General features: G+C 68.5%; 22 protein-coding genes. 10 read left to right on the top strand and 12 right to left on the bottom strand.

The annotated features are described in order from the left end of the window. Window positions 1–3 precede the first annotated feature (3 nt). From OG555_RS00510 to OG555_RS00495, 4 genes are all read right to left on the bottom strand, one after another. Window positions 4–954, bottom strand: a complete 951-nt coding sequence (locus tag OG555_RS00510; protein WP_329480062.1) for a hypothetical protein — start codon at window positions 952–954, stop codon at window positions 4–6. Window positions 955–1,064: 110 nt separating this feature from the next. Continuing rightward, entirely contained in the window at window positions 1,065–2,189 is a 1,125-nt protein-coding gene (locus OG555_RS00505; RefSeq protein ID WP_329480060.1) for a CU044_5270 family protein, read from the bottom strand. Beyond that, window positions 2,186–2,803, bottom strand: a complete 618-nt coding sequence (locus tag OG555_RS00500) for an RNA polymerase sigma factor (RefSeq protein ID WP_329480059.1) — start codon at window positions 2,801–2,803, stop codon at window positions 2,186–2,188. The genes OG555_RS00505 and OG555_RS00500 overlap by 4 nt, the downstream gene beginning before the upstream one ends. Window positions 2,804–2,935: 132 nt before the next feature. Beyond that, complete coding sequence (locus OG555_RS00495) at window positions 2,936–3,268, bottom strand: hypothetical protein (protein ID WP_329480057.1); 333 nt, start codon at window positions 3,266–3,268, stop codon at window positions 2,936–2,938. Between the two features lie 126 nt (window positions 3,269–3,394). On the opposite strand from OG555_RS00495, the gene OG555_RS00490 reads away from it, so the two are divergent. The 3 genes from OG555_RS00490 to OG555_RS00480 all read left to right on the top strand — a co-directional run bounded on the left by OG555_RS00490 (window position 3,395) and on the right by OG555_RS00480 (window position 7,816). After that, entirely contained in the window at window positions 3,395–3,763 is a 369-nt protein-coding gene (locus OG555_RS00490; RefSeq protein ID WP_329480055.1) for an STAS domain-containing protein, read from the top strand. A gap of 74 nt (window positions 3,764–3,837) precedes the next feature. Beyond that, window positions 3,838–5,820 (top strand): methylmalonyl-CoA mutase family protein, encoded by a 1,983-nt coding sequence (locus OG555_RS00485; RefSeq protein WP_329480052.1) that lies wholly within the window; start codon window positions 3,838–3,840, stop codon window positions 5,818–5,820. Between the two features lie 349 nt (window positions 5,821–6,169). Next, on the top strand, window positions 6,170–7,816 hold the full coding sequence (locus OG555_RS00480; protein WP_329480050.1) for a glycoside hydrolase family 32 protein: 1,647 nt from the start codon (window positions 6,170–6,172) through the stop codon (window positions 7,814–7,816). On the opposite strand, the gene OG555_RS00475 is transcribed toward OG555_RS00480, so the two are convergent. Continuing rightward, a complete protein-coding gene (locus OG555_RS00475) occupies window positions 7,785–8,387 on the bottom strand; it encodes a TetR/AcrR family transcriptional regulator (RefSeq protein WP_329480048.1) in 603 nt (200 codons plus the stop codon). The genes OG555_RS00480 and OG555_RS00475 overlap by 32 nt on opposite strands. A gap of 77 nt (window positions 8,388–8,464) precedes the next feature. Here OG555_RS00475 and OG555_RS00470 point away from each other — a divergent pair, with 77 nt between their 5' ends. Together OG555_RS00470 and OG555_RS00465 are read left to right on the top strand one after the other, a co-directional pair. After that, entirely contained in the window at window positions 8,465–9,415 is a 951-nt protein-coding gene (locus tag OG555_RS00470; RefSeq protein ID WP_329480046.1) for a patatin-like phospholipase family protein, read from the top strand. Between the two features lie 116 nt (window positions 9,416–9,531). Then, window positions 9,532–10,362, top strand: coding sequence for an aldo/keto reductase (locus OG555_RS00465; RefSeq protein WP_329480044.1), 831 nt, complete (start codon window positions 9,532–9,534; stop codon window positions 10,360–10,362). Here OG555_RS00465 and OG555_RS00460 read toward each other — a convergent pair. The 4 genes from OG555_RS00460 to OG555_RS00445 all read right to left on the bottom strand — a co-directional run bounded on the left by OG555_RS00460 (window position 10,317) and on the right by OG555_RS00445 (window position 14,011). Beyond that, on the bottom strand, window positions 10,317–11,549 hold the full coding sequence (locus tag OG555_RS00460; protein ID WP_329480042.1) for an MFS transporter: 1,233 nt from the start codon (window positions 11,547–11,549) through the stop codon (window positions 10,317–10,319). The genes OG555_RS00465 and OG555_RS00460 overlap by 46 nt on opposite strands. Window positions 11,550–11,590: 41 nt before the next feature. Continuing rightward, complete coding sequence (locus OG555_RS00455; RefSeq protein WP_329480040.1) at window positions 11,591–12,778, bottom strand: amidohydrolase; 1,188 nt, start codon at window positions 12,776–12,778, stop codon at window positions 11,591–11,593. A gap of 26 nt (window positions 12,779–12,804) precedes the next feature. Beyond that, window positions 12,805–13,437, bottom strand: a complete 633-nt coding sequence (locus OG555_RS00450) for a GntR family transcriptional regulator (RefSeq protein WP_329480038.1) — start codon at window positions 13,435–13,437, stop codon at window positions 12,805–12,807. 85 nt (window positions 13,438–13,522) lie between these two features. Further along, window positions 13,523–14,011 carry a pyridoxamine 5'-phosphate oxidase family protein gene (locus OG555_RS00445; protein ID WP_329480036.1) on the bottom strand — a complete coding sequence of 163 codons (489 nt, stop codon included), beginning with the start codon at window positions 14,009–14,011 and terminating at the stop codon, window positions 13,523–13,525. A gap of 85 nt (window positions 14,012–14,096) precedes the next feature. Here OG555_RS00445 and OG555_RS00440 point away from each other — a divergent pair, with 85 nt between their 5' ends. Beyond that, the gene (locus tag OG555_RS00440; RefSeq protein WP_329480034.1) at window positions 14,097–15,986 is read left to right on the top strand and encodes a hypothetical protein; all 1,890 of its coding nucleotides are present in this window, start codon (window positions 14,097–14,099) and stop codon (window positions 15,984–15,986) included. A gap of 15 nt (window positions 15,987–16,001) precedes the next feature. On the opposite strand, the gene OG555_RS00435 is transcribed toward OG555_RS00440, so the two are convergent. From OG555_RS00435 to OG555_RS00425, 3 genes are all read right to left on the bottom strand, one after another. Continuing rightward, complete coding sequence (locus tag OG555_RS00435) at window positions 16,002–16,724, bottom strand: isocitrate lyase/PEP mutase family protein (RefSeq protein ID WP_329480032.1); 723 nt, start codon at window positions 16,722–16,724, stop codon at window positions 16,002–16,004. 6 nt (window positions 16,725–16,730) lie between these two features. Further along, window positions 16,731–17,195: a carboxymuconolactone decarboxylase family protein gene (locus tag OG555_RS00430; RefSeq protein WP_329480030.1), complete on the bottom strand. Its 465-nt coding sequence runs from the start codon at window positions 17,193–17,195 to the stop codon at window positions 16,731–16,733. 302 nt (window positions 17,196–17,497) lie between these two features. After that, a complete protein-coding gene (locus OG555_RS00425) occupies window positions 17,498–18,214 on the bottom strand; it encodes a TetR/AcrR family transcriptional regulator (RefSeq protein ID WP_329480029.1) in 717 nt (238 codons plus the stop codon). Window positions 18,215–18,341: 127 nt separating this feature from the next. Here OG555_RS00425 and OG555_RS00420 point away from each other — a divergent pair, with 127 nt between their 5' ends. From OG555_RS00420 to OG555_RS00405, 4 genes are read left to right on the top strand one after another with little or no spacing between them, the layout of a single operon-like run. After that, window positions 18,342–19,340, top strand: a complete 999-nt coding sequence (locus tag OG555_RS00420; RefSeq protein WP_329480027.1) for an NAD(P)-dependent alcohol dehydrogenase — start codon at window positions 18,342–18,344, stop codon at window positions 19,338–19,340. Further along, window positions 19,337–20,236, top strand: coding sequence for an ABC transporter ATP-binding protein (locus tag OG555_RS00415; RefSeq protein ID WP_329480025.1), 900 nt, complete (start codon window positions 19,337–19,339; stop codon window positions 20,234–20,236). The genes OG555_RS00420 and OG555_RS00415 overlap by 4 nt, the downstream gene beginning before the upstream one ends. Then, on the top strand, window positions 20,233–21,036 hold the full coding sequence (locus tag OG555_RS00410) for an ABC transporter permease (protein ID WP_329480023.1): 804 nt from the start codon (window positions 20,233–20,235) through the stop codon (window positions 21,034–21,036). The genes OG555_RS00415 and OG555_RS00410 overlap by 4 nt, the downstream gene beginning before the upstream one ends. 4 nt (window positions 21,037–21,040) lie before the next feature. After that, on the top strand, window positions 21,041–21,901 hold the full coding sequence (locus tag OG555_RS00405; RefSeq protein ID WP_329480021.1) for an SDR family oxidoreductase: 861 nt from the start codon (window positions 21,041–21,043) through the stop codon (window positions 21,899–21,901). Window positions 21,902–21,932: the final 31 nt, after the last annotated feature.

The raw sequence follows: 21,932 nt of genomic DNA, 5'->3' as shown, positions 1-21,932 counted from the left end.
GGATCATCCGCCGACGCGCTGCGGACCGTAGGCTCCGGTCAGGAGGAAGTGGACCTTCGCCCCGAAGGACGCCTGGAAGCTGCCGTAGCTCTTGATTGCCGTGGTCGGGCCGGTGGCGCGGCCGACGGCGAAGATCGTGCCCAGGTTCGTGTCGTGGTCGAACGCCGCCAGCAGCGTGCTGGTCGCGCCGCAGCGCTGGGCCACAAGCGACTCGTACGAGCCGAACCCGCTGGCCCGGACCTGCGTCACGATCGGCTTCATCGGCGCGGTCACCGGCACCCGCACCGTGTACAGGGCACCGCCCCGGGTGGTGACGAGCAGGGTGTCGTACGTCGCGGTCTCGGCGATCAGTGTCATCGCCTTGACCGAACTGAAGCCCGGCGCCGAGCCGTAGGAGCGCGCCGCGTTCGACACCGTGTAGCGGTAGAGCGAGCCGTTGGCGTGCAGGCCGTACAGGAAGTAGTGCTGCTTCGCGCCGTACACGTAGTTGGAGTCGGTGATCTGGTTGAACCCGCTCCAGCCGGAGCCCAGCTTGGTCGCCCGGACGGTCGGTGTGGTGGCCGTGCCCGTGTAACTGGACACCGCGGCGTACAGGTTCCCGCCCTGCAGGACCATGCCGTAGAACGTGTCGTTGCTCCCGCTGGATTCCAGGTACCAGGTGGAGCTGGCCCGGACGCCGAACAGCTTGTACTGGTCGAGAGCCGCCACCGTCGGCGGCTTGGTGGCAGTGATGTCGTAGCCGCCGGCGGTACCGGTGGCGTTGACGGCGCCGACCGACACGCCACAGGCCGCGGTGGCGGCCTGCGCGGCGGTGGTCGGTAGCTTGGCCGCGGCCTTGCCGGCGGACCGGAACGACTCCGGCTTCGGCTTGGTCGCGCCCGCGGTCACGGGGACCGCCGCTGCCGCGACCAGGCTGAGCCCGGCCATCGTCAGCGCAACACTTCGCATGGTCATCTAGAGACTTACCTTTCGAGTACTCGATGCCCGCTCGGGCATGCGCCCGTACATCGTTTTCGCGATACTCGGCGTTACAGCAACCATTTGACGAGCCCGATGGCGGAGGGCTAGCTGATTCTTGCCGATGGTGGGGCGGGATTCTCGTCGGTCCAGCCGGACTCGAGGACGACGGTGGAGCCGGGCTTGGGGGCGCCGATCGACGAGCTGAGCAGGCGGCCGGTGACTGGGTCGATGATGTACGAAGCGCCGCTGCCGAACAGGAACGTCTTGTCGCCGCTGGCCTTCGACAGGTCCGCGGCGAGCGTGATCTCCGTGCCGACCCGGCCGATGGGGTCCTTGACGCCGGCCCGGATGTGGGTACCGGGCAAAGCCGCGAGTACGCGCAGTGCCGCGCCGCGCAGCTTCGGTGGTGAGGGCAGCTCGAACAGCAGGCGACCGGCCGCGGCAAAGACTGGGTAGTCCCGCTCGGCCGCTGTGTCAGCCGGGCCTGCGCTCCTGGCGAGCATCGCCTCGAGCGCGACCGGGTCGGTCGGGAGCGCTGCGATCTGCTGGGCGCTCAGTGGCCTGTCGCCGGTCAGGTAGTAGCCGGGCGGGACGTCGCGGAACGACATCTTGTTCACGACCGGCGCCTCGTCCTCGGTGGTGATCGGGTCCACCTCGTACGGCAGCTGCCAGGACGTCGGTGATCCCTGGGCACGCCACTTGGCCGCGTCGGCTGCGGTCGCCGGACGGTAGGCGAGATTCACCCAGCCGAACCACGACTGGACCCCCGGCTTCATCGGCATCCAGCTCTCGCTGATGGATCGCCGTTCGAGCGTGTACTTCGGACTCCCGACCCGGGTGTTCGCACTCAGATGCAGACTCCGGACCCGGAAGTACTTCCCCGAGACCTTCTCATCCACCTCCTGCCGCACCGCCGCGGCAATCAGAACCTGAGCCGCCGTCATCAGCCGCGGCGCAGTCGGCGTCACCGTCGCACCGGGCGCGGCTCCGCCGCCATCCCCACCGCCGCCGACCAGCAACGCTCCGCCAAGGCCCACCACGGCCACCACTGCGGTCACTGCAGTAACAGCGGTCCCCACCCACCCCGCACGTGCTGCCCCAGGCCACCTCTGACGGGTCCTCTCCTCGCGGATCAGTGCTTCCACCTGGCGTCGCGCAGCCCCGGCTGCTTCGGGAGTGGGCGCTTCCGCATCCGGGAAGGCGCGGCGGAGCTGTTCGAACTCGTTCATGACGGGTCCTCGAGGGTGGCGCGGAGAGTTCGGCGGGCTCGGGAGAGGCGGGAGCAGACCGTGCCGTACGCGATCCCGAGCGCCGTGGCGACCTCGTCGTACGTGAGATCGCCGAGGGCGACCAGGAGCAGCACCTCGCGGTCCTTGGTGGAGAGCTTGGCCAGGGCAGCGGCGATTTCGCGGCTCGCGCCCTGCGCCGTGACCTGGGCGGCGATCCGGTCCTCGGGGGCGCCCACCGGCACCGGCAGCGGCAGCTTCGCGATCGCCCGCCAGGCACGCACCTCGTCGCGGCGATGCCGGCGGATCAGGTTCGTCGCGATCCCGTACAGCCAGGCCCGCACGACACCGTTGCGCCGGTCGAACCGCTCCCGCTGCCGGAACGCGATCAGGAACGTCTCCGCCGCCAGATCGTCGGCGATATCGATCCCCAGCCGGCGAGCGACGTACGCGTGCACCTGACCGAAGTACCGATCGAAGATCACCGTGAACCGGTCCGGCTCCCGCACCGACGCCTCCAGTACGCGGCCGTCCTCGCCCATCGCGGTGTCCGGTACGGCGGCACCCGGCCGGCGACCGGGGAAGTCAACGGCCAGCGAGGCCACGTCGGGCGTCATCGAACTCCTCACATCTGGTGCGCTGCCGCTCGGCTCACCTTGTTCTTGTCCGATGTCCCCAGAACCCTTCTCGCTACCCCGAGCTGCCGGGACATGGACGCGCGAGAGCGCTCCCTGGAGGACAGCGAAGAGTCAGGAAGCGTCGAGCAGGCCGCGGGCGGCGGCCTCGTCCTGCGGCCAGACGTAGATGGTCCAGCCGTCCTTGGTGCGCGCCGCGGTCGCCTTGATGCCGAAGTCCTTCAAGGTCGACACCGTGACGCGGGCCTCGTTGTAGGTGCGCACGGTCCGCACGTCGCTCAGCAGCCCGAACGCGTCCCGCTCGGCGGGGCGGTCGTCGACCCGGCGAACCAGCGACCCGCCCTTCGCCTTCGAGAAAGCCCAGCGGCAGAGCAGTACCATCAGTCCGGCCAGGGCGATGGCCAACACCGGAAAGACGAAGTACTGGTCGGCGAACACGGACACCATTGTCTCGCGAAAAGAAAGATCGTGAGGTCTTGGCAACCTTCCCTGTCGCCAGGGAGTCTTTACCAACACAAACGCTGCCACGCGGCCGATGACTCGGGGGCCGCCGGAAGAGCGGAGGGCACGGACATGCTCGCACCGACCCACGACACGACAACTCTGCACACAACCGCCCCATCCTCGACGGTGACCCCGGCCGAGAACAATGTGGTGCATCTGACCGGCATCCTGGACGTCCGCTCGGTGGGCGACGTCCGGCAGACCCTGAACACACTGATCGACACCTCCGACGGCGACGTCATCGTCGACCTGGAGACCGTCGACGCGGTCGACGCAACCGGCCTCGGCCTGCTCGTCGCGACCCATCGCCGGACCCAGCTCCTCGGCCGCCAGCTCGTGCTCTGGCACCCGATGCCCTCGGTCGTCCGCATCCTCGCGGTCACCCGGCTCCACCGCATCCTGCACGTCGAACGCAGCCCCCTGCCGATCGGCGCCTGAGTGTGACGTAAGCCCTGGTGACACCCGTCACGAGGTGCGGACTCACAAGGGAACACAGTCCTACTCTCGGGTACATGGCGACCGAGAAGGATCGACCCTGGGTGATGCGGACGTATGCGGGCCACTCGTCCGCGGCGGAGTCGAACGCGTTGTTCCGGCGGAACCTGGCCAAGGGCCAGACAGGGCTATCGGTCGCGTTCGATCTCCCGACCCAGACCGGGTACGACGCGGACCATCCGCTGGCCAAGGGTGAGGTCGGGAAGGTCGGCGTACCGGTCGCGCACCTCGGCGACGTCCGCGCGCTGTTCGAGCGGATCCCGCTCGCGCAGATGAACACGTCGATGACGATCAACGCGACCGCGATGTGGTTGCTCGCGCTCTACCAGGTCGCCGCCCAGGAGCAGGGCGCGCTTCCGGACGAGCTGACCGGCACGACGCAGAACGACATCGTCAAGGAGTACCTGTCCCGCGGCGCCTACGCGTTTCCGCCGGACGCGTCGCTGCGGCTGACCACCGATGTGATCGCGTACACGGTCGCTCATATGCCGAAGTGGAACCCGATCAACATCTGCAGCTACCACCTGCAGGAGGCCGGCGCGACGCCGGTGCAGGAGCTCGCCTTCGCGATCTCGACGGCGATCGCCGTACTGGACAGGGTCCGCGACGCGGGTCAGGTCCCGCCGGAGCGGTTCGGCGATGTGGTCCAGCGGATCTCGTTCTTCGTGAACGCCGGCGTGCGATTCATCGAGGAGACCTGCAAGATGCGGGCGTTCGTCCGGCTCTGGGACGACCTGACGCTGAACCGGTACGGCGTGACCGACGCGAAGGCGAGGCGGTTGCGGTACGGCGTACAGGTGAACTCACTCGGGTTGACCGAGGCGCAGCCGGAGAACAACGTCCAGCGGATCGTGCTCGAGATGCTCGGCGTCACGCTCTCCAAGAACGCCCGGGCCCGCGCGGTCCAGCTGCCGGCCTGGAACGAGGCCCTCGGTCTACCGCGTCCGTGGGATCAGCAATGGTCGCTGCGCATGCAGCAGGTACTCGCGTACGAGTCGGACCTCCTCGAGTACGACGACATCTTTGACGGATCGCACGTGATCGAGGCGAAGGTCGACGAGTTGGTCGCCGGTGTGCGCGAGGAGATCGACCGCGTGCAGGCGATGGGCGGTGCGGTCGCGGCCGTCGAAAGCGGCTACTTGAAGCAGGCGTTGGTCGCTTCGCATGCCGAGCGGCGGCAGCGGATCGAGTCCGGCGAGCAGGTCGTCGTCGGTGTCAACAAGTTCGAGAACACCGAGCCGTCGCCACTGACCGCGGACCTCGACACCGCGATCCAGACCGTCGACCCGGCGGCCGAGTCCGCGGCGTTGGAGTCATTGCGGAAGTGGCGGGCAGAGCGTGATGGTGCCGCCGTCGAGACCGCGCTGACCAAACTGCGCGAGGTCGCCAAGACGACCGACAACCTCATGCCCGTCACCCTGGAGTGCGCCCGCGCGGGCGTGACCACGGGGGAGTGGGCCGGGGTGCTACGGGAGATGTACGGCGAGTACCGTGCGCCGACCGGGGTGTCCGGATCGGTCGGCGTCTCCGGCGGTGGTGTGGCGATCGCCGCCGTACGCGAGAAGGTCGCCGCGACGTCCAAGGAACTCGGCGGCCGGTTGCGCTTCCTGGTCGGCAAGCCCGGCCTCGACGGTCACTCCAACGGTGCCGAGCAGGTCGCCGTCCGGGCGCGTGATGTCGGCTTCGAGGTGATCTACCAGGGCATCCGCCTCACACCTGAGCAGATCGTCGCCGCCGCGGTCACCGAGGACGTTCACTGCGTCGGCCTCTCGATCCTCTCCGGCTCCCACATGGAACTGGTCCCTCAGGTAGTCACCGGCCTCCACAATGCCGGCCTGGAAGACGTCCCCGTCGTCGTCGGTGGCATCGTCCCCGACGCCGACGCCCGCGCTCTCCTGGCCGCCGGCGTAGCCGCCGTCTACACCCCCAAGGACTACGACCTCACCGGCATGATGTCCAACGTCGTAGACGTAATCCGCCACGCCAACAAGCTCGCGTAACCCACGTGTGCTCGCCGGCGGGTGGAGCAGCACAGTGTGGGTGACAGGGGCTGCGGTCCCTGTTTGGGGTGCACGGCCCCGCGCTGTGACCGCTGCGCGGCGTATCGGCGGTGGCGTGATCTCGGTGGGGTTCGCTAGGTCTGGCGTGCGGAGCGGACCGCTGCCACTCACCAACCTCGATCGACGACCCCTGGTCACGCTCGCATCGGAAAGCGCTCGACTGGAAACGGCAGGTTGGTGAGTGCCAGCGGTCCGCCACGAGGAGCGGTTGTGAAAGCGGCGAGGTCTGTAGGGACCGGGCGTCGGTAGTGTTCACGGCGAATGGGGTTCAGGGTGGCGAGGAGGCGTGGTGGAGTCAGCTGCGGGTGGCGCCGTACGGGGTGACGGTGATCGGCCGGTTGTGGCGATTGCCTCGGCGGAGTTCATCGTCGAGCGGGATTTCGTTGCGTACGGCGTGAGTGGTGGGGACTACGAGTTCGTGTGTTGTCTGAACTTGTTGGTGGGTGGGGAAGTGGTCCGGAGTGCGACGGGGCGGGACAGTGACACTCTCGTGCCGGGTAGTTGGGATGTGCGGGAGTACGCGGGCCGGCAGGCTCGGTTGCAGGTGGTTGATCGGGCTCATGGGCGCGTGATCGTCGACTATGTGGTGCAGACCGATCATCCCGACGTACGGCCGGTGGCGACGGAGCCGTTGTACGGCGAGCGGTGGCGGCCGCGGTGTCACTTCACGGCGCGGCAGTTCGTGATGGATCGGCTGAATCCGGGGATGCGCCAGGAGGGCTGGCTGAACGACCTGAACGGCCTGGTGTATTACGAAGGCGAGTACCACCTCTTCGCCCAGCGATGGAACAAGTGCTGGATCCATGCCGTCAGCAACGACTTGGTGCACTGGACCGAACTGCCGCCCGCATTCTTCGAGGAATCGCTGGACTCGGGCGTGCAGTCCGGGTCGGTGGTGATCGACTACGGCAACACGTCCGGGCTGTCGCCTGATCCGGCCGAGCCGCCGATGGTTGCCTTCTGGTCGCGCAACGACAACCGGAGTCAGTGTCTGTCGTTCAGCCTCGACAAGGGGCGCACCTGGCAGCACTACGCCGGCAACCCGATCATGACGATGCCCGAGCGCGACCCGAAGGTGTTCCGCTACCACGCAGGCGACCACTGGGTGATGATGCTGTACGGCGACCAGCGGTATCACCTGCTCACCTCGACCGACCTGTTGCACTGGACCGACACCGGCAACGTCGTACCGAACAGCTATGAATGCCCCGACTTCTTCGAGTTGCCGCTGGACGGCGGCGACACCAAATGGGTGCTGGTGCGAGGAGACGGGAAGTACTCGGTCGGCGACTTCGACGGGACGCGATTCACCGAGGAGTCCGAGCAGGCGCTGTCCGACGCCGGCCCCAACTTCTACGCCACCCAGACCTGGAACAACACCGAGACCGGTGACGGCCGCCGTATCCAGGCCGCCTGGATGCGGGACGGGGTCTATCCGGACATGCCGTTCAACCAGCAGGTCACGTTCCCGTGCGAGCTCACCCTGCGCACCCTCGACGGCCGCCCACACCTCTTCCGTACGCCGGTTCGCGAGCTGGCCACTCTGCACTCCGGCACCAGGCATTGGACCGGCCTGGTCAATCCGGGTGATGACCAGGTCCTCACCACCAATCCACTCGAAGCCGATCTGCACCTCGAGGTCGCGATCCGACCCGACGCGACCCTCACCGTGAACGTCTCCGGTGCACCGATCCACCTCACCAGCGGCAGCGTGACCTCAGGCTCGGAGCCCCAAGCCCTCTCCGGACCGCTGCGCACCGTTCAGGCCCTCATCGACCGGACCTCGCTGGAGCTCTTCGCCAACGACGGCGAAGTCTCGATCTCCCGCTGCTACCTGCCGACCGACCGAGGCGTCGTCCTGAGTTCGACCGCACCAGTCTCCGTCACCTCGACGCTCCACACCCTCACCTCGATGTGGGTGCCTGGAAGCCGTTGAGGAGGGCGTTGACGCCAAGGCGCCAGCGGCGGTTGATCGACTGCTTCGACGTTCCCAGCCGGTGCGCGTTCTCGGCTGCGGCCAGGCCCTCGACGAAGGTGAAGAAGACGAGGGCGATGTCGGTCGGATCGCCGGTGAGGAGCTCCGCATCCACCGCGTCGCGGACGTGCTGCACGAAGATCCTGCGGACCTTCACACCGGCCTTGGTCTCGTCGTGCGTGGGATCGAAGTCGGCGAACGGCCGGGAGAACATGACCTCGGCGAGCACCGGATGCGCCTGGATGAAGCCGCGGAAGGCATCGGCAAGACCTCCCAGGGCCTCGAGTGGGTCCTCGGCCGGCGGGAGTGCGGAGAGTTCGTCTGCCAGCATCCGGAAGCCCTCGAAGAAGACCGCCCGGACGAGTCCCGCCTTGTCGCCGAAGACCTCGTAGATCGCCGGGACGGAAGCATTCGCGCGGCGGGCGACCGTCCGCGTGGTCAGGCCTGTCACGCCCGCTTCGTCGAGCACTGCCAGGGCGCTCGCCAGCCCGCGCTCGTGGAGCGCTTCGGTGCGTTGTTTCAGCCGGGGCACGACCCGACCGTAGCACGCGCCGGTGCATCCGAACCAACGTTATGGAACGACGATACAGAACGAGGTATAAAGGAGCTGTGACCGACACCGTCCTGAAGTTGCTGCGTGACCGTCAGGAACAGCGAAGCACGCCCGGACGCCGTAGCGACGACGCCCGCGTGGCGCTGCTCGTCGAGGGCGGGAGCTCTCGCGGTGCGTACTCGAGCGGGATGACGATCGCCATCGAGCAACTGGGACTGTTGCCGAGCTTCGATGCCGTCTACGGAAGCTCGGCCGGAGCGCTGAACGCGGCCTGGCTGTTGTGCGGCCGCGCTGAAAGCACCATGCATGCCTGGTGGGATCCCATGATCATGGGGACGACCATCAATCCGAGACGCGTCCTGCGGCGCGGCCGGCCCGTGGTGGACACGCGCTACCTCGTGCACACCGTCTACACCGAGATCATGCCGATGGGATTCCAGGAGATTCTCGACAACCCCGTCGAGCTCCACCCGATCGCCACGGACGCTCTGACCGGCAAGTCCGCCGACCTGCACGGGCACATCCACGACCAGGCCAGTCTCCAGGCCGCGCTGCGGGCTTCGGCGGCGATGCCGTTGCTCGCCGGCGAACCGGTCGAGATCGACGGACGAGCGTACGTCGACGCCGGTCTCAGCGAAGGGACGCCGGTACGCACGGCCCTGGACCAGAAGGCCACGCACATCGTGGCGTTTCGTACTCGGCGCATGGACGAGACCCAGTCGGCTCCGTCCCGGGCGGAACGGATGCTGATGTCGCGATGGTTCGCTCGGCACGCGCCGGGTGCGCTGGATCCGTGGTTGCGTCGCGTCGAGATCCGGGCGGAGGAGGAGCGGCTCCTGGCGTCCCACCCTGCGACGCTTCAGATCCGCCCGCCGTTGGGGAGCGTGCGCATCGGCCGCACCGAGCGGCGGCCAGGTCCGCTCCAGACGGCCGTCGACACCGGCCGGCAAGCGGCGCTGGACGTGCTGGCTGCCGGCGTCGACGTACCCTCCCGTGGATCAGGCTGAGGAGGCCGGCATGCGTGGACTTCACGGCGCCGGCGGAGGCCGGCCCGCGCGACGCTGGCGCGGGTCATCCTGGACTTCGCGAACGGAGCGTTGAGCTCACGTGGTAGAAGAGGAGCATGGCTGCTAACGACGCTCAGTTGACGCGGACGCTCTCCAACGGCACCGAGATCCCCGTGGTGGGTCTCGGGGTGTGGCAGGTGCAGGACGGCCCGGAGTGTGAGCGGGCGGTCGAGTGGGCGCTCGAAGCGGGCTACCGGCTGATCGACACCGCGCAGGCGTACGGGAACGAGTCGAGTGTCGGGCGGGCGATCCGGAACAGCGGCGTACCCCGGGAGGAAATCTTCCTCACGACGAAGTTCTACCCGGGTGGTCGGGACCCGCACGCCGAGGCGGCGAAGAGCCTGGAGCGGCTCGGGACCGATTACCTCGACCTCTACCTGATCCACTGGCCGCAGGGTGGGCCGACGTGGGCCTGGCCCGGGATGGAGCAGGCCAGCGAGGCCGGTCTGACGAAGGGCATCGGGATCTCGAACTTCAGCGCCGGGGAGATCCAGGAGCTGCTCAAGGTGAGCCAGATCCAGCCGGCGGTCAACCAGATCCAGTTCAGCCCGTTCGAGTACCGTGCGGGCCTGGTTGAAGCGTGTGAGGAAGCGGGCATCGTCGCCCAGGCGTACAGCCCGCTGGGCACCGGCCGGCACCTCGGGGATCCGGTCGTCGACCGCATCGCGTCCGCAGCCGGACGTACGCCGGCGCAGGTCCTGATCAGGTGGGCCATGCAGAAGGGCCTGTCGGTCATCCCCAAGTCGACCCACCAGGACCGCATCCAGGAGAACTTCGGCGTCTTCGACTTCGAGCTCGACGACGACTCCATCGCCGCACTGGACGCCCTCGACGCCACTCGTCAAACCTCCGACGCGCTGTCTCGCGACGGCAAGTGGTGGTCCTGACCGCCGTAGCGGAGGAGCTGAGGGGTCCACGCAGCTAAGGCGAACATCAGGAGGACCAGGAGGGTCGCACTGACGAAGGCGGTCGCGCTGATGCCGAAGTGCTGCGCGAAGGCGCCGAGAATCAGGGACGTGACGGGCATGACGCCGATGGCCAACTCCTGGACTCCCAGGGCCCGGCCGTGCAGACGTACGTCGGTGGTCATCAGCAGCAGCGTGGTCTGCAGGACACCGAACGCCGCGCTCAGCACTCCGATCGCGGTCATCAGCACGAACGACGCCGCCGGACTCCGGGACACGGCGAACAGAGCCCACATCGCGCCCCACGCCGCGGTGCCGAAGACGAACAGGCCACCCTTGAAGCGGAAGTCGCCGAGCCAGGCGATCACCAGCGAGCCGGCCAGGCCGCCGAGGCCACTGCAGGTCAGCAGCCAGCTGAGGCCCGCGGCATCCAGGCCGAGCGACTCCTGGGCGAAGACAGGGATGAAGGACTGCGCGATCGGCCACACCAGGGTGTTCGCGGCCAGCGTGACCAGCAGAACCGTTGCCGCCATGCGGTTCCGGCAGATCGCGCGCAGCCCGCTGACGACCATCCGGACCGAGGAGCCGGTGTGCTCGTGAACCACCTGGCCGAGTCCGCGTAAGGGCAGCAGGAGGACGAGCGAAACGGCGTACCAGATCGTCGAGACCCAGAGCGCGGCCGGCGCGCCCAGAGCGTTGATCAGGAGACCGCCGGCTGCGGGGCCGATGACCTGCGTCATGTTGAGCGCCATCGAGTTGAGCGCGTTGGCGTTGCTGAGGTTCTGACGCCCGACCAGGTCGAGCACCAGTGAGGCTCGCGCCGGCTGCGACGGTGACTGCGCGAGTCCGAGGGCGAGTCCGCCGACCAGCAGCACGCCGTACGACGCTCTGCCGAGCGACGCGAGCGTGGCCACGACACTGACGGCCGCCAGCGCCCACGAGCACGCGATGACCAGCAACCGGACCCGGTTGTGCCGGTCGGCGAACGCCCCGGCGAACGGCCCGAGCAGCAACGGCGCCAACCGCACCGCACCGAACACCGCGAGCAGGAAGTCGGAGTGGGTGGTCTCCCAGGCCAGCCACCCCAGGACGAGCGTCTGCGTCCACACGCCGCCGAAGAAGAACAGGTTGGAGAACCAGAGCAACCGGAACGGGCGGTTCTCGCGCAACGAACCGAGTGTCCGCCCGACCACCGCGGTACGACGGGTATTCACATCTGGAGTTCGCCGTTGTGGACGACGATCCGTCCGCCGGCGACGACCATTTCCCGGCGAGGTGCGCGGACGAGCACATCCGGCACGTTCTCGGCGTCGATCAGGACGATGTCCGCGCGTGCCCCCGGGACGAGGTCATGGTTCTCGCGGTGGACGAACCGTGCGCCGGCGGTCGTCGCGAGCTCGACCGCGTACGTGAGGTCCGCATCGGTGCGCAGCCCGTGCAGCCGGGCGAAACCGCGGGCGACCTGCAGCAGGTCGCCGTCGCCGTACGGCGACCACAGGTCGCGGATGCCGTCGGTGCCGAGGCCGATCGCGACGCCCGCCGTACGCATCTCGCGCCAAGGGAGGGGCGCCGAACCGACCGGTGCCACCGTCGTCCACGAGATCCCGGCCGCGCCGAGCTCGTCGACGAGCTCGGCCTGGCGTGCCGCAGACAGCTCGCCGAGGGCGAACCCGTGGGACACATTCACCTTCCCCGCGAGACCGGCTTGCCGCGTGCGCTCGATGATCAACTCGTACTGGAATGCGCCGAGCTGACCGCCGTCGTGCAGATGGATGTCGATCCCGACACCTCGTCGTACGGCGATGTCGAACAGTGCGTCCAGCTGACCGACCGGGTCGCGGTCGATCGACGCCGGGTCGAGGCCGCCGATACTCGTGGCGCCGGCTGCCGCGGCTTGGTCCAGCAGATCGAGTACGCCGGGACGCCGGAGTACGCCGTCCTGGGGAAACGCGACGATCTCCACCTCGACCGCGCCGTCGAGTGCGGCCACGGCCTCGCGGACGGTGGCGATACCGCGCAACCCGACCCCGAGATCGACGTCGATGTGGGTGCGGGTGGCCGTCGTACCGTGCCTGAGGAACTCACGCAGCACCGCGGTGGCACCGGCGACACTCGGGATTCCGTACTTGTCCCGCTCGGCGCGCTCGTGAGCGATCCGCCCTTGGGTGGTCGGCTGACCGCCGTACGAGACCCATGGCTGCCCCCACCAGCTCTTGTCGACGTGCGCGTGGGCGTTGACGAACCCGGGAAGCGCCAGCAGTCCGCGCCCGTCAACACGCTCCGCCTGGTCGGCCGCCGTACCGGCCGGGGTGATGTCCGTGATCACGCCGTCGGCAATCACCAGGTCAACCAGGTCGCCACCCCAAGGGCGGACGTCAGCGAGCCGCAGGAAGGTCATGGGCGCAATGGTATACCAAATGGAGATTAGCTCCGGCCGGCCCGCAGCAGGGCCTGGGAGTGGGCGAGGTGCTCGACGGCGAGCCGCTCGGCCTCGGCGACATCGCGGTTCGCGATCGCGGCGTACAGCTGCTGGTGCTGGCTGGCGACCGCCGGCAGATCATCGTGCTGTGACATCAGCCAGCGCATTCGGGTGCGCAGCGGGCGTTCGATCTCGACCAGGAGCTCGTTGGACGCCAGTTTCGTCACGATCTCGTGGAAGTCGGCGGCCTTCCGCCGGGCCAGGACGGAGTCGCGTGCCTGGGCAGCGGCGAGTTGCTCGTCCAAGGTCCGCCGCAGCCGGTCAAGACCCTCGCGGGTACGGCGTTCGGCCGCGAGCCGGAACGTCAGTGGCTCGAACGCGGCGCGAACCTCGTTCAGATCGGCGATATCGGAGTCGGTGAACTCGCGAACGACGGCCCAGGACCGCGGTCGCAACGTCACCAGCCCCTCGGCGACCAGGGCCTTGAGTGCGTCCCGGACCGGCACCCGGCTGACGTCCAGCGCCCCGGCCACCTCGCGCTCGACGAGCCGTTCCCCTGGCAGGCGCACCCCGTCGAGGATCTCGCCCCGCAGCCGCCGCGTCACCCGCTCGGTCTCGGACTCTCGACTCTCAGTCATCGGCTCTCCTGATTGGTATACCACCACCCAGGATGCCCTAAGAGTCCACAATCCCCAGCCTGCCTCGCCGAGAATGTGCCTGGGCTCAACCCGCCGCCTTCTCCTTGATGAGGTCTTCGACCGACTTGGGGATGGTGGTTTCGAAGTCGAGGAGTTTGGCCCAGGTGGGGGTGACCGTGATCAGGCCCATCTCGGAGTAGAGGCCTTTCACGCCGGCCTCCCACTCGGGGTACTGCTCGTCGGTCATCACCTTGTGGCCGGCGATCAGGTAGCCCTCCGGGACGCCCTGGACCACCTCGACCTCGGCGGTGCCGCGGATCAGGAGCGCCTTCGGCGGGAACGCGCCGGTGTCGATGGTGAGGGCGACCTTCGGGTTCTTCCGCACTGCCGCGACCTTGGCCGACTTCGGCACCGTCGCCATCAGGATCCGCTCGCCCTCGATCCAGAAGCCGATCGGGATCACCCGCGGGTCGCCGTCGAGACCGTCGTACGCGAAGCGGGCCGGCTCGGGGCCGTTGAGCAGCTGCTGCGCGTACGGCTTGGCCAGAATCACGGCGATCTCGTCCTTGGTCATGGTGCTGACCCTTTCCACTCGGAGGTGTTCTCATCAGGGGGACGGAGCCGCTTCCCGGTCCTCGACATGGATAGGTTGACGAATCGTGGAGATCTTTCGCTGCGGTGCCGGGACGGTCCACGTCGGGGACGACGGAGCGGTCGAGCAGGTCGTTCATCCGGACGGCCGGCGGGTGCTCCTCGACGACGGCCCGGTGCACGACAGCCTGCATGCCTGGGGCAAGGGCTTCGTCATCACCGACCGCGGCAGCCATCGCTTCGACAGCCCGGCGATGGTCCGCTGGCGGCAGACCGGGATCGACCTGCTCTATCAGTTCGGCGAGCTGGAGTTGCGCGTCGGCCGGCGGTTCGGGGATCAGTGGACCGAGACCTACGAGCTCCGCAACACCGCGGCCGACCCCGTCGAAATCGGTGCCCTCGCGATCAGTACGCCGTACCGCGACGTCTACACGTCGAGCCGGGAGAGCCTGACGGGTGCTGTCCACGCGCACGTCTGGACCGGTGGAGCCGACGCGTGGGTGTGGGCGGTCCCGATGGACGGCAGCGGTCCCGGGCTCGGCCTGCAGCTGAAGGAGGGCGAGCTGTGGGCGTACTCGATCGAGTCGCGTGAGCCCGGGACCAGCAGCAACGTCCGCGGCCACATCTACCTCCACGTCACCGACCACGCCCGCGCGCCGCACGCGATGGGCGGTCAGCCGGCTGTGTCACTGGCTCCCGGCCAGTCCTACCGCTGGACCTGGCAGTTGGCCTGGTACGACGACCTGCCCGCGTTCCACGCGGATCGTGAACCACTGATCAACGCCGACCAATTGGCTGCCGAGGTGGGTGAGACGATCCAGCTCGCCGGCGCCGGCCCGAGCGAGGTCAGCAGCGACGAGCCCGGGGTGATGTACGTCGACGCGACCGACGGCAAGCGGGCCGCTCGGATCGCCGTACTGTTTCATCAACCACTGCAGGAGATCGCGGAGCGGCGGGTGCGGTTCGTCCTCGACCGGCAGCGGCGTCCGGAGCTGGCCGACAGTCGCAGGTACGCCTTCGTGCCCTACGACAACGACAGCGGCCTCACTGTGCTGTCCAGCGCCTGGCGGGACTGGTCCGACGCGCGCGAACGGATCGGGATGGCCCTTCTCCTACAAGAGGTCCGCGCCCGCGGCTGGGGCGACCGGGCGGAGCTGGACGAGGCGCTCGCCGGGTATGAGCAGTTCGTCCGCGAGCACCTCGTCGACGCGGACGGCACGGTCCACGACGACAGCATCCACAAGACCGCCGTGCGGCTCTACAACTTCCCCTGGTTCGCGCGGTTCTTGCTCGGCCAGGGCGATCGGGCCGGAGCGACCCGCATCCTCAACCGGTACTACGAGCTCGGGGGCGACCACTTCCTCGCCTTCGACCTCGGTCCACTGCTCAGCGAACTCGGTCTGCGTGACCATCTGGTCCGGCACGCGCGGACCTTCATCGAGTACGGCGATGAGCTGCCGCCTCACGAGGTCAACTACGAGCAGTCGATGGTCGCGCCGCTCCTCGAGCTCCTGGTGGCGGCGTACCGGACGGCGCCCGACGAGATCGATGGCGCCGAGCTGAGCCGTCGCCTGCCCTGGCTGACCGCGTTCGCTGCGGACCAGCCCGACGTACGTCTGCGACACGTGCCGATCCGGCACTGGGACGGGTATTGGTTCGGGCGGCTGCGGTTGTGGGGCGACGTCTTCCCGCACTACTGGTCCGTCCTGAGTGCAGCCGTGTACGCCGGTTGGCCGCGCGAACTCGTCGACACCGAGCAGGCAGCCTGGCTGGACGCGGCGGCCGACGCGATTCTTCGTGCGAACCTGGCCAACTTCGCGGCAGACGGCTCAGCGACGTGTGCCTTCGTCTATCCGAGTTGTGTGAACGGACAGCCCGCCCACGTGGCGGATCCGCTCGCCAACGACCAGGACTGGGCTCTGGTGTACGCAATCAGGCACAGTGATGGGCCGTCCTGAGGACGGCCCATCACCTCACGCCAGCGTTGGCAGCAGTTCCCGCAGTGAATCCATCAGGTGCTTGTGCAGGCTGGTGCCGTACGAGATGCGCGTAGCCCCGGCGCCCACCAACTCGGCGGCCGTCGGTCCGCCCGGTGCCGCATGGGCGTTGACCGGTCCACCGACGCCCTCGACCACCGCGGTCAGTTGGTCCGTCGGCGCCATGATCGGGTACACGCAATCCGCACCGGCCCGGCGGTACTCGCGGCCCCGGCGCACCGCATCATCGACCGCGCCGGCCTGGTCGGCGCCGGGACGGACGAAGGTGTCGATGCGGGCGTTGATCACCAGGTCGGCTCCGGCCGCGGCGCGAACCTCGGCGAGGTAGTCGGCCTGCCGGGCCGGGTCGGTCAACTGACCGCCGACCGAGTCCTCGAGGTTGCAGCCGACCGCGCCCGTCTCGAGCAACCTGTCGACGAACTCCTTGGCCGGCAACCCGTACCCGGCCTCCATGTCCGCGGTGACCGGTACGTCGACCGAACGGACGATCCGAGCGACGGCGGTGAACATCTCGGCGGGCGGTGTCAGCTGGCCGTCGTCGTACCCGAGGACGCGGGCGACCGCCCCGCTGCTGGTGGCAACTGCGGGGTAGCCGGCCTCGGCGATGATCCGGGCACTCACCGGATCCCAGGCGTTGGGCAGGACCAGGGGAGTGCCGCCGTGGTGGAGGGCGCGGAACAGTTCGGCTGTGGCTGTCATCGGGGCTCAGCTCGGCTTGTAGTGGCCGGGCTCCATCCTTCCGGTAACGCCCACCCGGGTCCACATGTTGATGGTGATGATCAATGCGATCAACTGTGCAAGGTCCTTCTCGTCGAACGCCTGCGCGGCAACGTCGTACACCTCGTCCGGGACGTGGTCGACGCTGATCAGCGTGATCGCCTCGGTCAGGGCGAGCGCGGCCTGCTCCTGCTCGGAGTAGAACTTCCGAGCCTCCCGCCAGACCGGCAGCAAGGTGATCCGCTGCTGGTCGTCGCCGACGTGGAGCAGATCCAGCGAGTGCATGTCGGTGCAGTACGCACAGCCGTTGATCTGCGAGGCCCGGATCCGCACCAGGTGAGCCAGCTTCGGATCCAGCCCCCGATCGGAGACCGCATCCAGTTCGATCATCGCCTTGTAGAAATCAGGAACCACGCTGGCGAGCTTCACCCGCCGCGTCATAGTTGAACTCATATCCCCACGCTATGACCACACCGGCCCAGGCACGTGGTCCACTTCCGACCAAGATCCAGGGGCCAATGCGCTCAGTACGCGTCCGGCCCTCGAAATCACCGAGGGGTCACCGGGACTTCCGGGCTCGGGATGGTTGGTGGGGGTGGTCTGAGGATGGAGTTGCGCGGAGTTCCGGGAGGGTTTTGTGCCGCTCCGGGTGCAAAACCCTCCCCGCACCGGTAGTGGCGGTCGATCCGGTCAGCCAACCGCCACAAACAACAACCACTCCATCTGTTGACGGGCGCCCTGAGCACGCGCCGAAGTCATTCGTGCAGGTCCTCGCTACCGGCGTCGCCGCCGTTTGCTGACAGGAGGGATGCGCTGAGGGCGTCGAGGATGAGGTTCAGGCCGAAGTCGAATTCGTCGGCGAAGTCGTAGGTGGTTTTGAAGTAGTAGCCGGTAGCCATCTCGACGAGGTGGGGGTAGTCGCCGGCGGTGAAGTGCTCCATGATCGACTCCGCGACCGGCGCCACGGTGTCGGGGCCTTCGAACGGGAGGCCGGCTTCCTGGAGTGCGAAGCCGTAGGTGTAGCTGTCGATCAGGGCGTAGGCGTGCGCGGTCATCTCCAGCGAGAAGCCCGCCGCGCGCAGGGTGGCGAGGACCGCGTCGTGGTGGCGCAGCGTCGCCGGGCCCGGGGCGGTCCGGGACTCCATCAACCCGATCGCCCAGCGATGCCGCCGCAGCACCTGACGGGCGGAGGCAGCGCGCCGGCGCAGTTCCGAGCGCCAGTCGCCGCCGGGTGACGGCAGGTCGATCTCACCGAAGACCACGTCGACGATGCCGTCGAGGATCGCCTCCTTGCCGGCGACGTGGTAGTAGACCGACATCGGTTTCGCGCCGAGCTCCTGGGCGAGGGAGCGGATCGTGAGTGCCCCGAGCCCGCCGGCGTCGGCCACCCCGACGGCGGCGTTCAGCACCCGCTCCCGGCTGAGCCGCTGGCGTCCCCGCGGTGCGTCGCTGTCGCGCACGGACTTTTCCACCCCCGGACCATAGCAGTTTCGTACAAAGTACGATACGTTGGTCGTACTTAGTACGAAAGGCCATCGGCGCTGGGGGCTCCGAGATCCGGTACACGCTTCGAGATCCAGCACACCAGGGGGAACCACCATGGCCATCACGACCACGACCACGATGCGGGCGATCGTGCAGGACAGGTACGGCGAAGCCGACGTCCTGCAGGTCGGACACATCGCCCGGCCCGAACCGGCCGCGAACGAGGTACTCGTCCACGTGCACGCCGCCGGCCTCGACCGCGGCACCTGGCACGTCATGACGGGCAAGCCGTACCTCCTCCGGCTCGCCTTCGGGTTCCGTGGCCCGCGGAACCCCGTGCCCGGACGAGATGTCGCCGGCACGGTCGAGGCCGTCGGATCTGCGGTGACCAAGTTCTCCGTCGGCGACGAGGTGTACGGCGTCGCACCCGGCTCGTTCGCCGAGTACGCCGTCACCCGCGAGGACAAGCTCGCCCCCAAGCCGGCCAACCTCTCCTTCGAACAGGCCGCTGTGGTCCCGGTCTCCGCGCTCACCGCCCAGGATGCGTTGACCACCGGCCGGGTCGAGGCCGGCCAGCACGTCCTGATCATCGGCGCATCAGGTGGCGTCGGCAGCTACGCCGTACAGCTGGCCAAGGCCTCAGGGGCGGAAGTGACCGGCGTGGCCAGCACCGCCAAGCTGGACCTGGTCCGGGCGCTCGGCGCCGATCACGTCATCGACTACACCCGCGAAGACTTCGCCGAGACCGGGAACCAGTACGACCTGATCATCGACATCGCAGGCAACCCCAAGCTCTCGAGGCTCCGGCGCGCGCTGACGCCAACCGGGACAGCCGTCATCACCGGTGGTGAGGACGGCGGCAGCCTGAGCGGCGGTATGAACCGGCAGTTCCGCGCGCTGGCCCTGTCGCTGTTCGTGCGCCAGCGCCTGACCTTCTTCGTCAACAAGGAACGCGGTAGCGACCTCGAACGGCTCACGCCCCTCATCGAGGCCGGCAAGGTCACCCCGAGCCTCGACCGGACCTACCCGCTCGACCAGGTCCCGGATGCGATGCGCCACCTGACCACCGGCAGGACCCGCGGCAAGATCGCCATCACCGGCCTGTCCGCGTGATCACCGTCGAGCGACTCACGAAGAAGTACGGCGCCACCCTGGCGGTCGACGACGTCAGCTTCACCGCCGCCGCGGGCCGGGTGACCGGATTCCTCGGCCCGAACGGCGCCGGCAAGTCGACCACGATGCGGATCATGGTCGGGCTCACCCGGGCCACGTCCGGAACCGCCACGATCGACGGGCGGAGGTTCGCGGACCTGCCCAACCCGGGGCTCGAGGTGGGCGTCCTGCTCGACGCGTCCGCGCAGCACGCCGGTCGCACCGGCCGGGAGATCCTGACCCTGGCCCAGCGCCTGATGGGCCTGCCGCGCACCCGGGTCGAGGAGATGCTGGCCGCGGTCAGCCTGACCCCGGACGAAGCATCCCGGCGGGTGGGGGAGTACTCCCTCGGCATGCGGCAACGGCTCGGTATCGCGACCGCCCTGATCGGCGACCCGGAAGTGCTGATCCTCGACGAGCCCGCGAACGGACTGGACCCGGCCGGCATCCGCTGGATGCGTGACCTGCTCCGCGGGTACGCCGACCGCGGCGGAACCGTCTTGCTGTCCTCGCACCTCCTCCACGAGATCGAGGTCATCGCCGACGACATCGTCATGATCGGCCACGGCAGGATCGTCTCCCAAGGCACCAAGTCCGAACTGCTGCACGCGGCCGGCACCATCGTGCGCGCCGTGGACCTGGCCCGCCTCGAGCAGGCTCTGACGGACTGGGGACTCACCGCGAGCCCGACCGGCGACGGCGCGCTGCGGACCGACGCGGACGCCGCACTCGTCGGGACGGTGGCGCTCGAGTCGGGGATCGCCCTCACCGAACTGCGGGCCGCCGAAGGCGCCGGCCTGGAGGAAATGTTCCTCGAGCTCACCTCCACGACCCAGCGCGAAGGAGCACCGGCATGACCGCCGTCGCAGTAGAAGCCGTCCGGCCGCGCCGAGCCGTAGTCCAGCCGGTCCCGCTGACCCGCATCATCGCCGTCGAGCTCCGCAAGATGTTCGACACCCGATCCGGTTTCTGGCTGATCGCCAGCATCGCGATCACCGCCGTACTGGCCGCGGCCGGCGTCATCCTGTTCGCCGCGGAGGACCAACTCACCTACTCCACCTTCGCGACCGCGATCCGCTTCCCGGTGGTGATCATCCTGCCGCTGGTCGCGATCCTGGCCGTCACCAGCGAATGGAGCCAGCGCACCGGCCTGACCACCTTCACGCTGACCCCGCACCGGGGCCGGATCATCACCGCGAAGGCGATCTCGTCGGTCGTCATCGCGATCGCGGCGATGGCACTGACGTTCGCGGTCGGGGCCCTCGGCAACCTGTTGGGCGCCGCCGTCACCGGCGCCACGCTGGTGTGGGACGTGACGATCACCCAATGTCTGTACTACGTCCTCGGCATGGTCCTGAGCCTGCTGATCGGCTTCATGCTGGGCGTCCTGATCCGGGCCTCGATCGGGGCGGTGGTGACGTACTTCGTGCTCACCTTCCTGCTGCCCACGATCTTCAGCCTGCTGGCCGCCGGCTCGCAGTGGTTCCACGACCTGCAGCCCTGGGTCGACATCCAGTTCGCGCAGAGCGGCCTGTTCGTCTTCGACAAGTCGCTGACCGGCGAGCAGTGGGCCAACATCGCGGTCACCGGTATCGTCTGGCTTGTCATCCCGCTGCTGATCGGGCTCCGGATGGTGATGCGAGCAGAGGTCAAGTAGGCAGATGACACCTGACCACGAGGGTCCGATGGCCGGCCGGACGGTGCTGGTCACCGGCGGCACCGGCGGCATCGGGAAGGCGACCGCCGCCGGCCTCGGCATCCTCGGCGCCCGCGTCGCGATCACCGGCCGCGACCGCGGGCGCGCCGAGGCTGCCGCAGACGAGATCCGTACGGCGACCGGCGCGCAGGTGGATGTGTTCGTCGCGGACCTGTCCTCGCAGGCAGAGGTACGGCGGTTGGCCGTCGAGGTACTCGCGGACCTTGCCCGCGTCGACGTGCTGGTCAACAACGTCGGAGGCTACTGGAACACCCGGCACGTCACCGCCGACGGGCTCGAGCGCACCTTCGCCGTCAACCATCTGGCACCGTTCCTGCTCACCCAGCTGCTGCTGGAGCGGCTCGGGGAGAGCGGGACGGCCCGCGTGGTCACAGTGTCCTCGAACGCACACACCGCCGGGCGCATCGACTTCGAGGACCTGCAGGGGGAGCGGTCCTACTCCGGCGAACGGGCCTACAGCCAGTCCAAGCTCGCCAACATTCTGTTCACCTACGAGCTCGCCAGACGGCTGCAGGGAACCTCGATCACCACCAACGCGCTGCATCCCGGCGTGGTGCGCACCGCCTTCGGTGCCGAGGATCCCAGCGGCGTGCAGCGAGTGCTCGTTCCGGTTCTGCGGCCGTTCCTGAAGTCTCCGGCGCGGGGCGCCGCCACCTCGATTCACCTGGCGTCGGCACCAGGTCTCGCGCAGGTGTCCGGAAAGTACTTCGTCAACGGCAAGCCCAAGGCGTCCTCGGCGCGCAGCTACGACGAGGCGGCCGCGAGGCGGCTCTGGGAGATCAGCGAGGAACTGGTGGCGGCCTGAACGGACTGGGACGCGAGGTGGCGGGATAGGG

Source organism: Kribbella sp. NBC_01484 (assembly GCF_036227145.1).
GTDB lineage: Bacteria > Actinomycetota > Actinomycetes > Propionibacteriales > Kribbellaceae > Kribbella.
This window is presented reverse-complemented; position numbering and strand designations above follow the sequence as displayed.

Bases quoted from the DNA above. Each gene is read 5' to 3' on its own strand.
- OG555_RS00455 (WP_329480040.1), bottom strand. From the start codon at position 12,778: ATGACCTTCCTGCGGCTCGCTGACGTCCGCCCTTGGGGTGGCGACCTG.
- OG555_RS00500 (WP_329480059.1), bottom strand. From the start codon at position 2,803: ATGACGCCCGACGTGGCCTCGCTGGCCGTTGACTTCCCCGGTCGCCGG.
- OG555_RS00420 (WP_329480027.1), top strand. From the start codon at position 18,342: ATGGCCATCACGACCACGACCACGATGCGGGCGATCGTGCAGGACAGG.
- OG555_RS00410 (WP_329480023.1), top strand. From the start codon at position 20,233: ATGACCGCCGTCGCAGTAGAAGCCGTCCGGCCGCGCCGAGCCGTAGTC.
- OG555_RS00505 (WP_329480060.1), bottom strand. From the start codon at position 2,189: ATGAACGAGTTCGAACAGCTCCGCCGCGCCTTCCCGGATGCGGAAGCG.
- OG555_RS00510 (WP_329480062.1), bottom strand. From the start codon at position 954: ATGACCATGCGAAGTGTTGCGCTGACGATGGCCGGGCTCAGCCTGGTC.
- OG555_RS00405 (WP_329480021.1), top strand. From the start codon at position 21,041: ATGACACCTGACCACGAGGGTCCGATGGCCGGCCGGACGGTGCTGGTC.
- OG555_RS00435 (WP_329480032.1), bottom strand. From the start codon at position 16,724: ATGACAGCCACAGCCGAACTGTTCCGCGCCCTCCACCACGGCGGCACT.
- OG555_RS00490 (WP_329480055.1), top strand. From the start codon at position 3,395: ATGCTCGCACCGACCCACGACACGACAACTCTGCACACAACCGCCCCA.
- OG555_RS00430 (WP_329480030.1), bottom strand. From the start codon at position 17,195: ATGAGTTCAACTATGACGCGGCGGGTGAAGCTCGCCAGCGTGGTTCCT.
- OG555_RS00495 (WP_329480057.1), bottom strand. From the start codon at position 3,268: ATGGTGTCCGTGTTCGCCGACCAGTACTTCGTCTTTCCGGTGTTGGCC.
- OG555_RS00450 (WP_329480038.1), bottom strand. From the start codon at position 13,437: ATGACTGAGAGTCGAGAGTCCGAGACCGAGCGGGTGACGCGGCGGCTG.
- OG555_RS00445 (WP_329480036.1), bottom strand. From the start codon at position 14,011: ATGACCAAGGACGAGATCGCCGTGATTCTGGCCAAGCCGTACGCGCAG.
- OG555_RS00465 (WP_329480044.1), top strand. From the start codon at position 9,532: ATGGCTGCTAACGACGCTCAGTTGACGCGGACGCTCTCCAACGGCACC.
- OG555_RS00485 (WP_329480052.1), top strand. From the start codon at position 3,838: ATGGCGACCGAGAAGGATCGACCCTGGGTGATGCGGACGTATGCGGGC.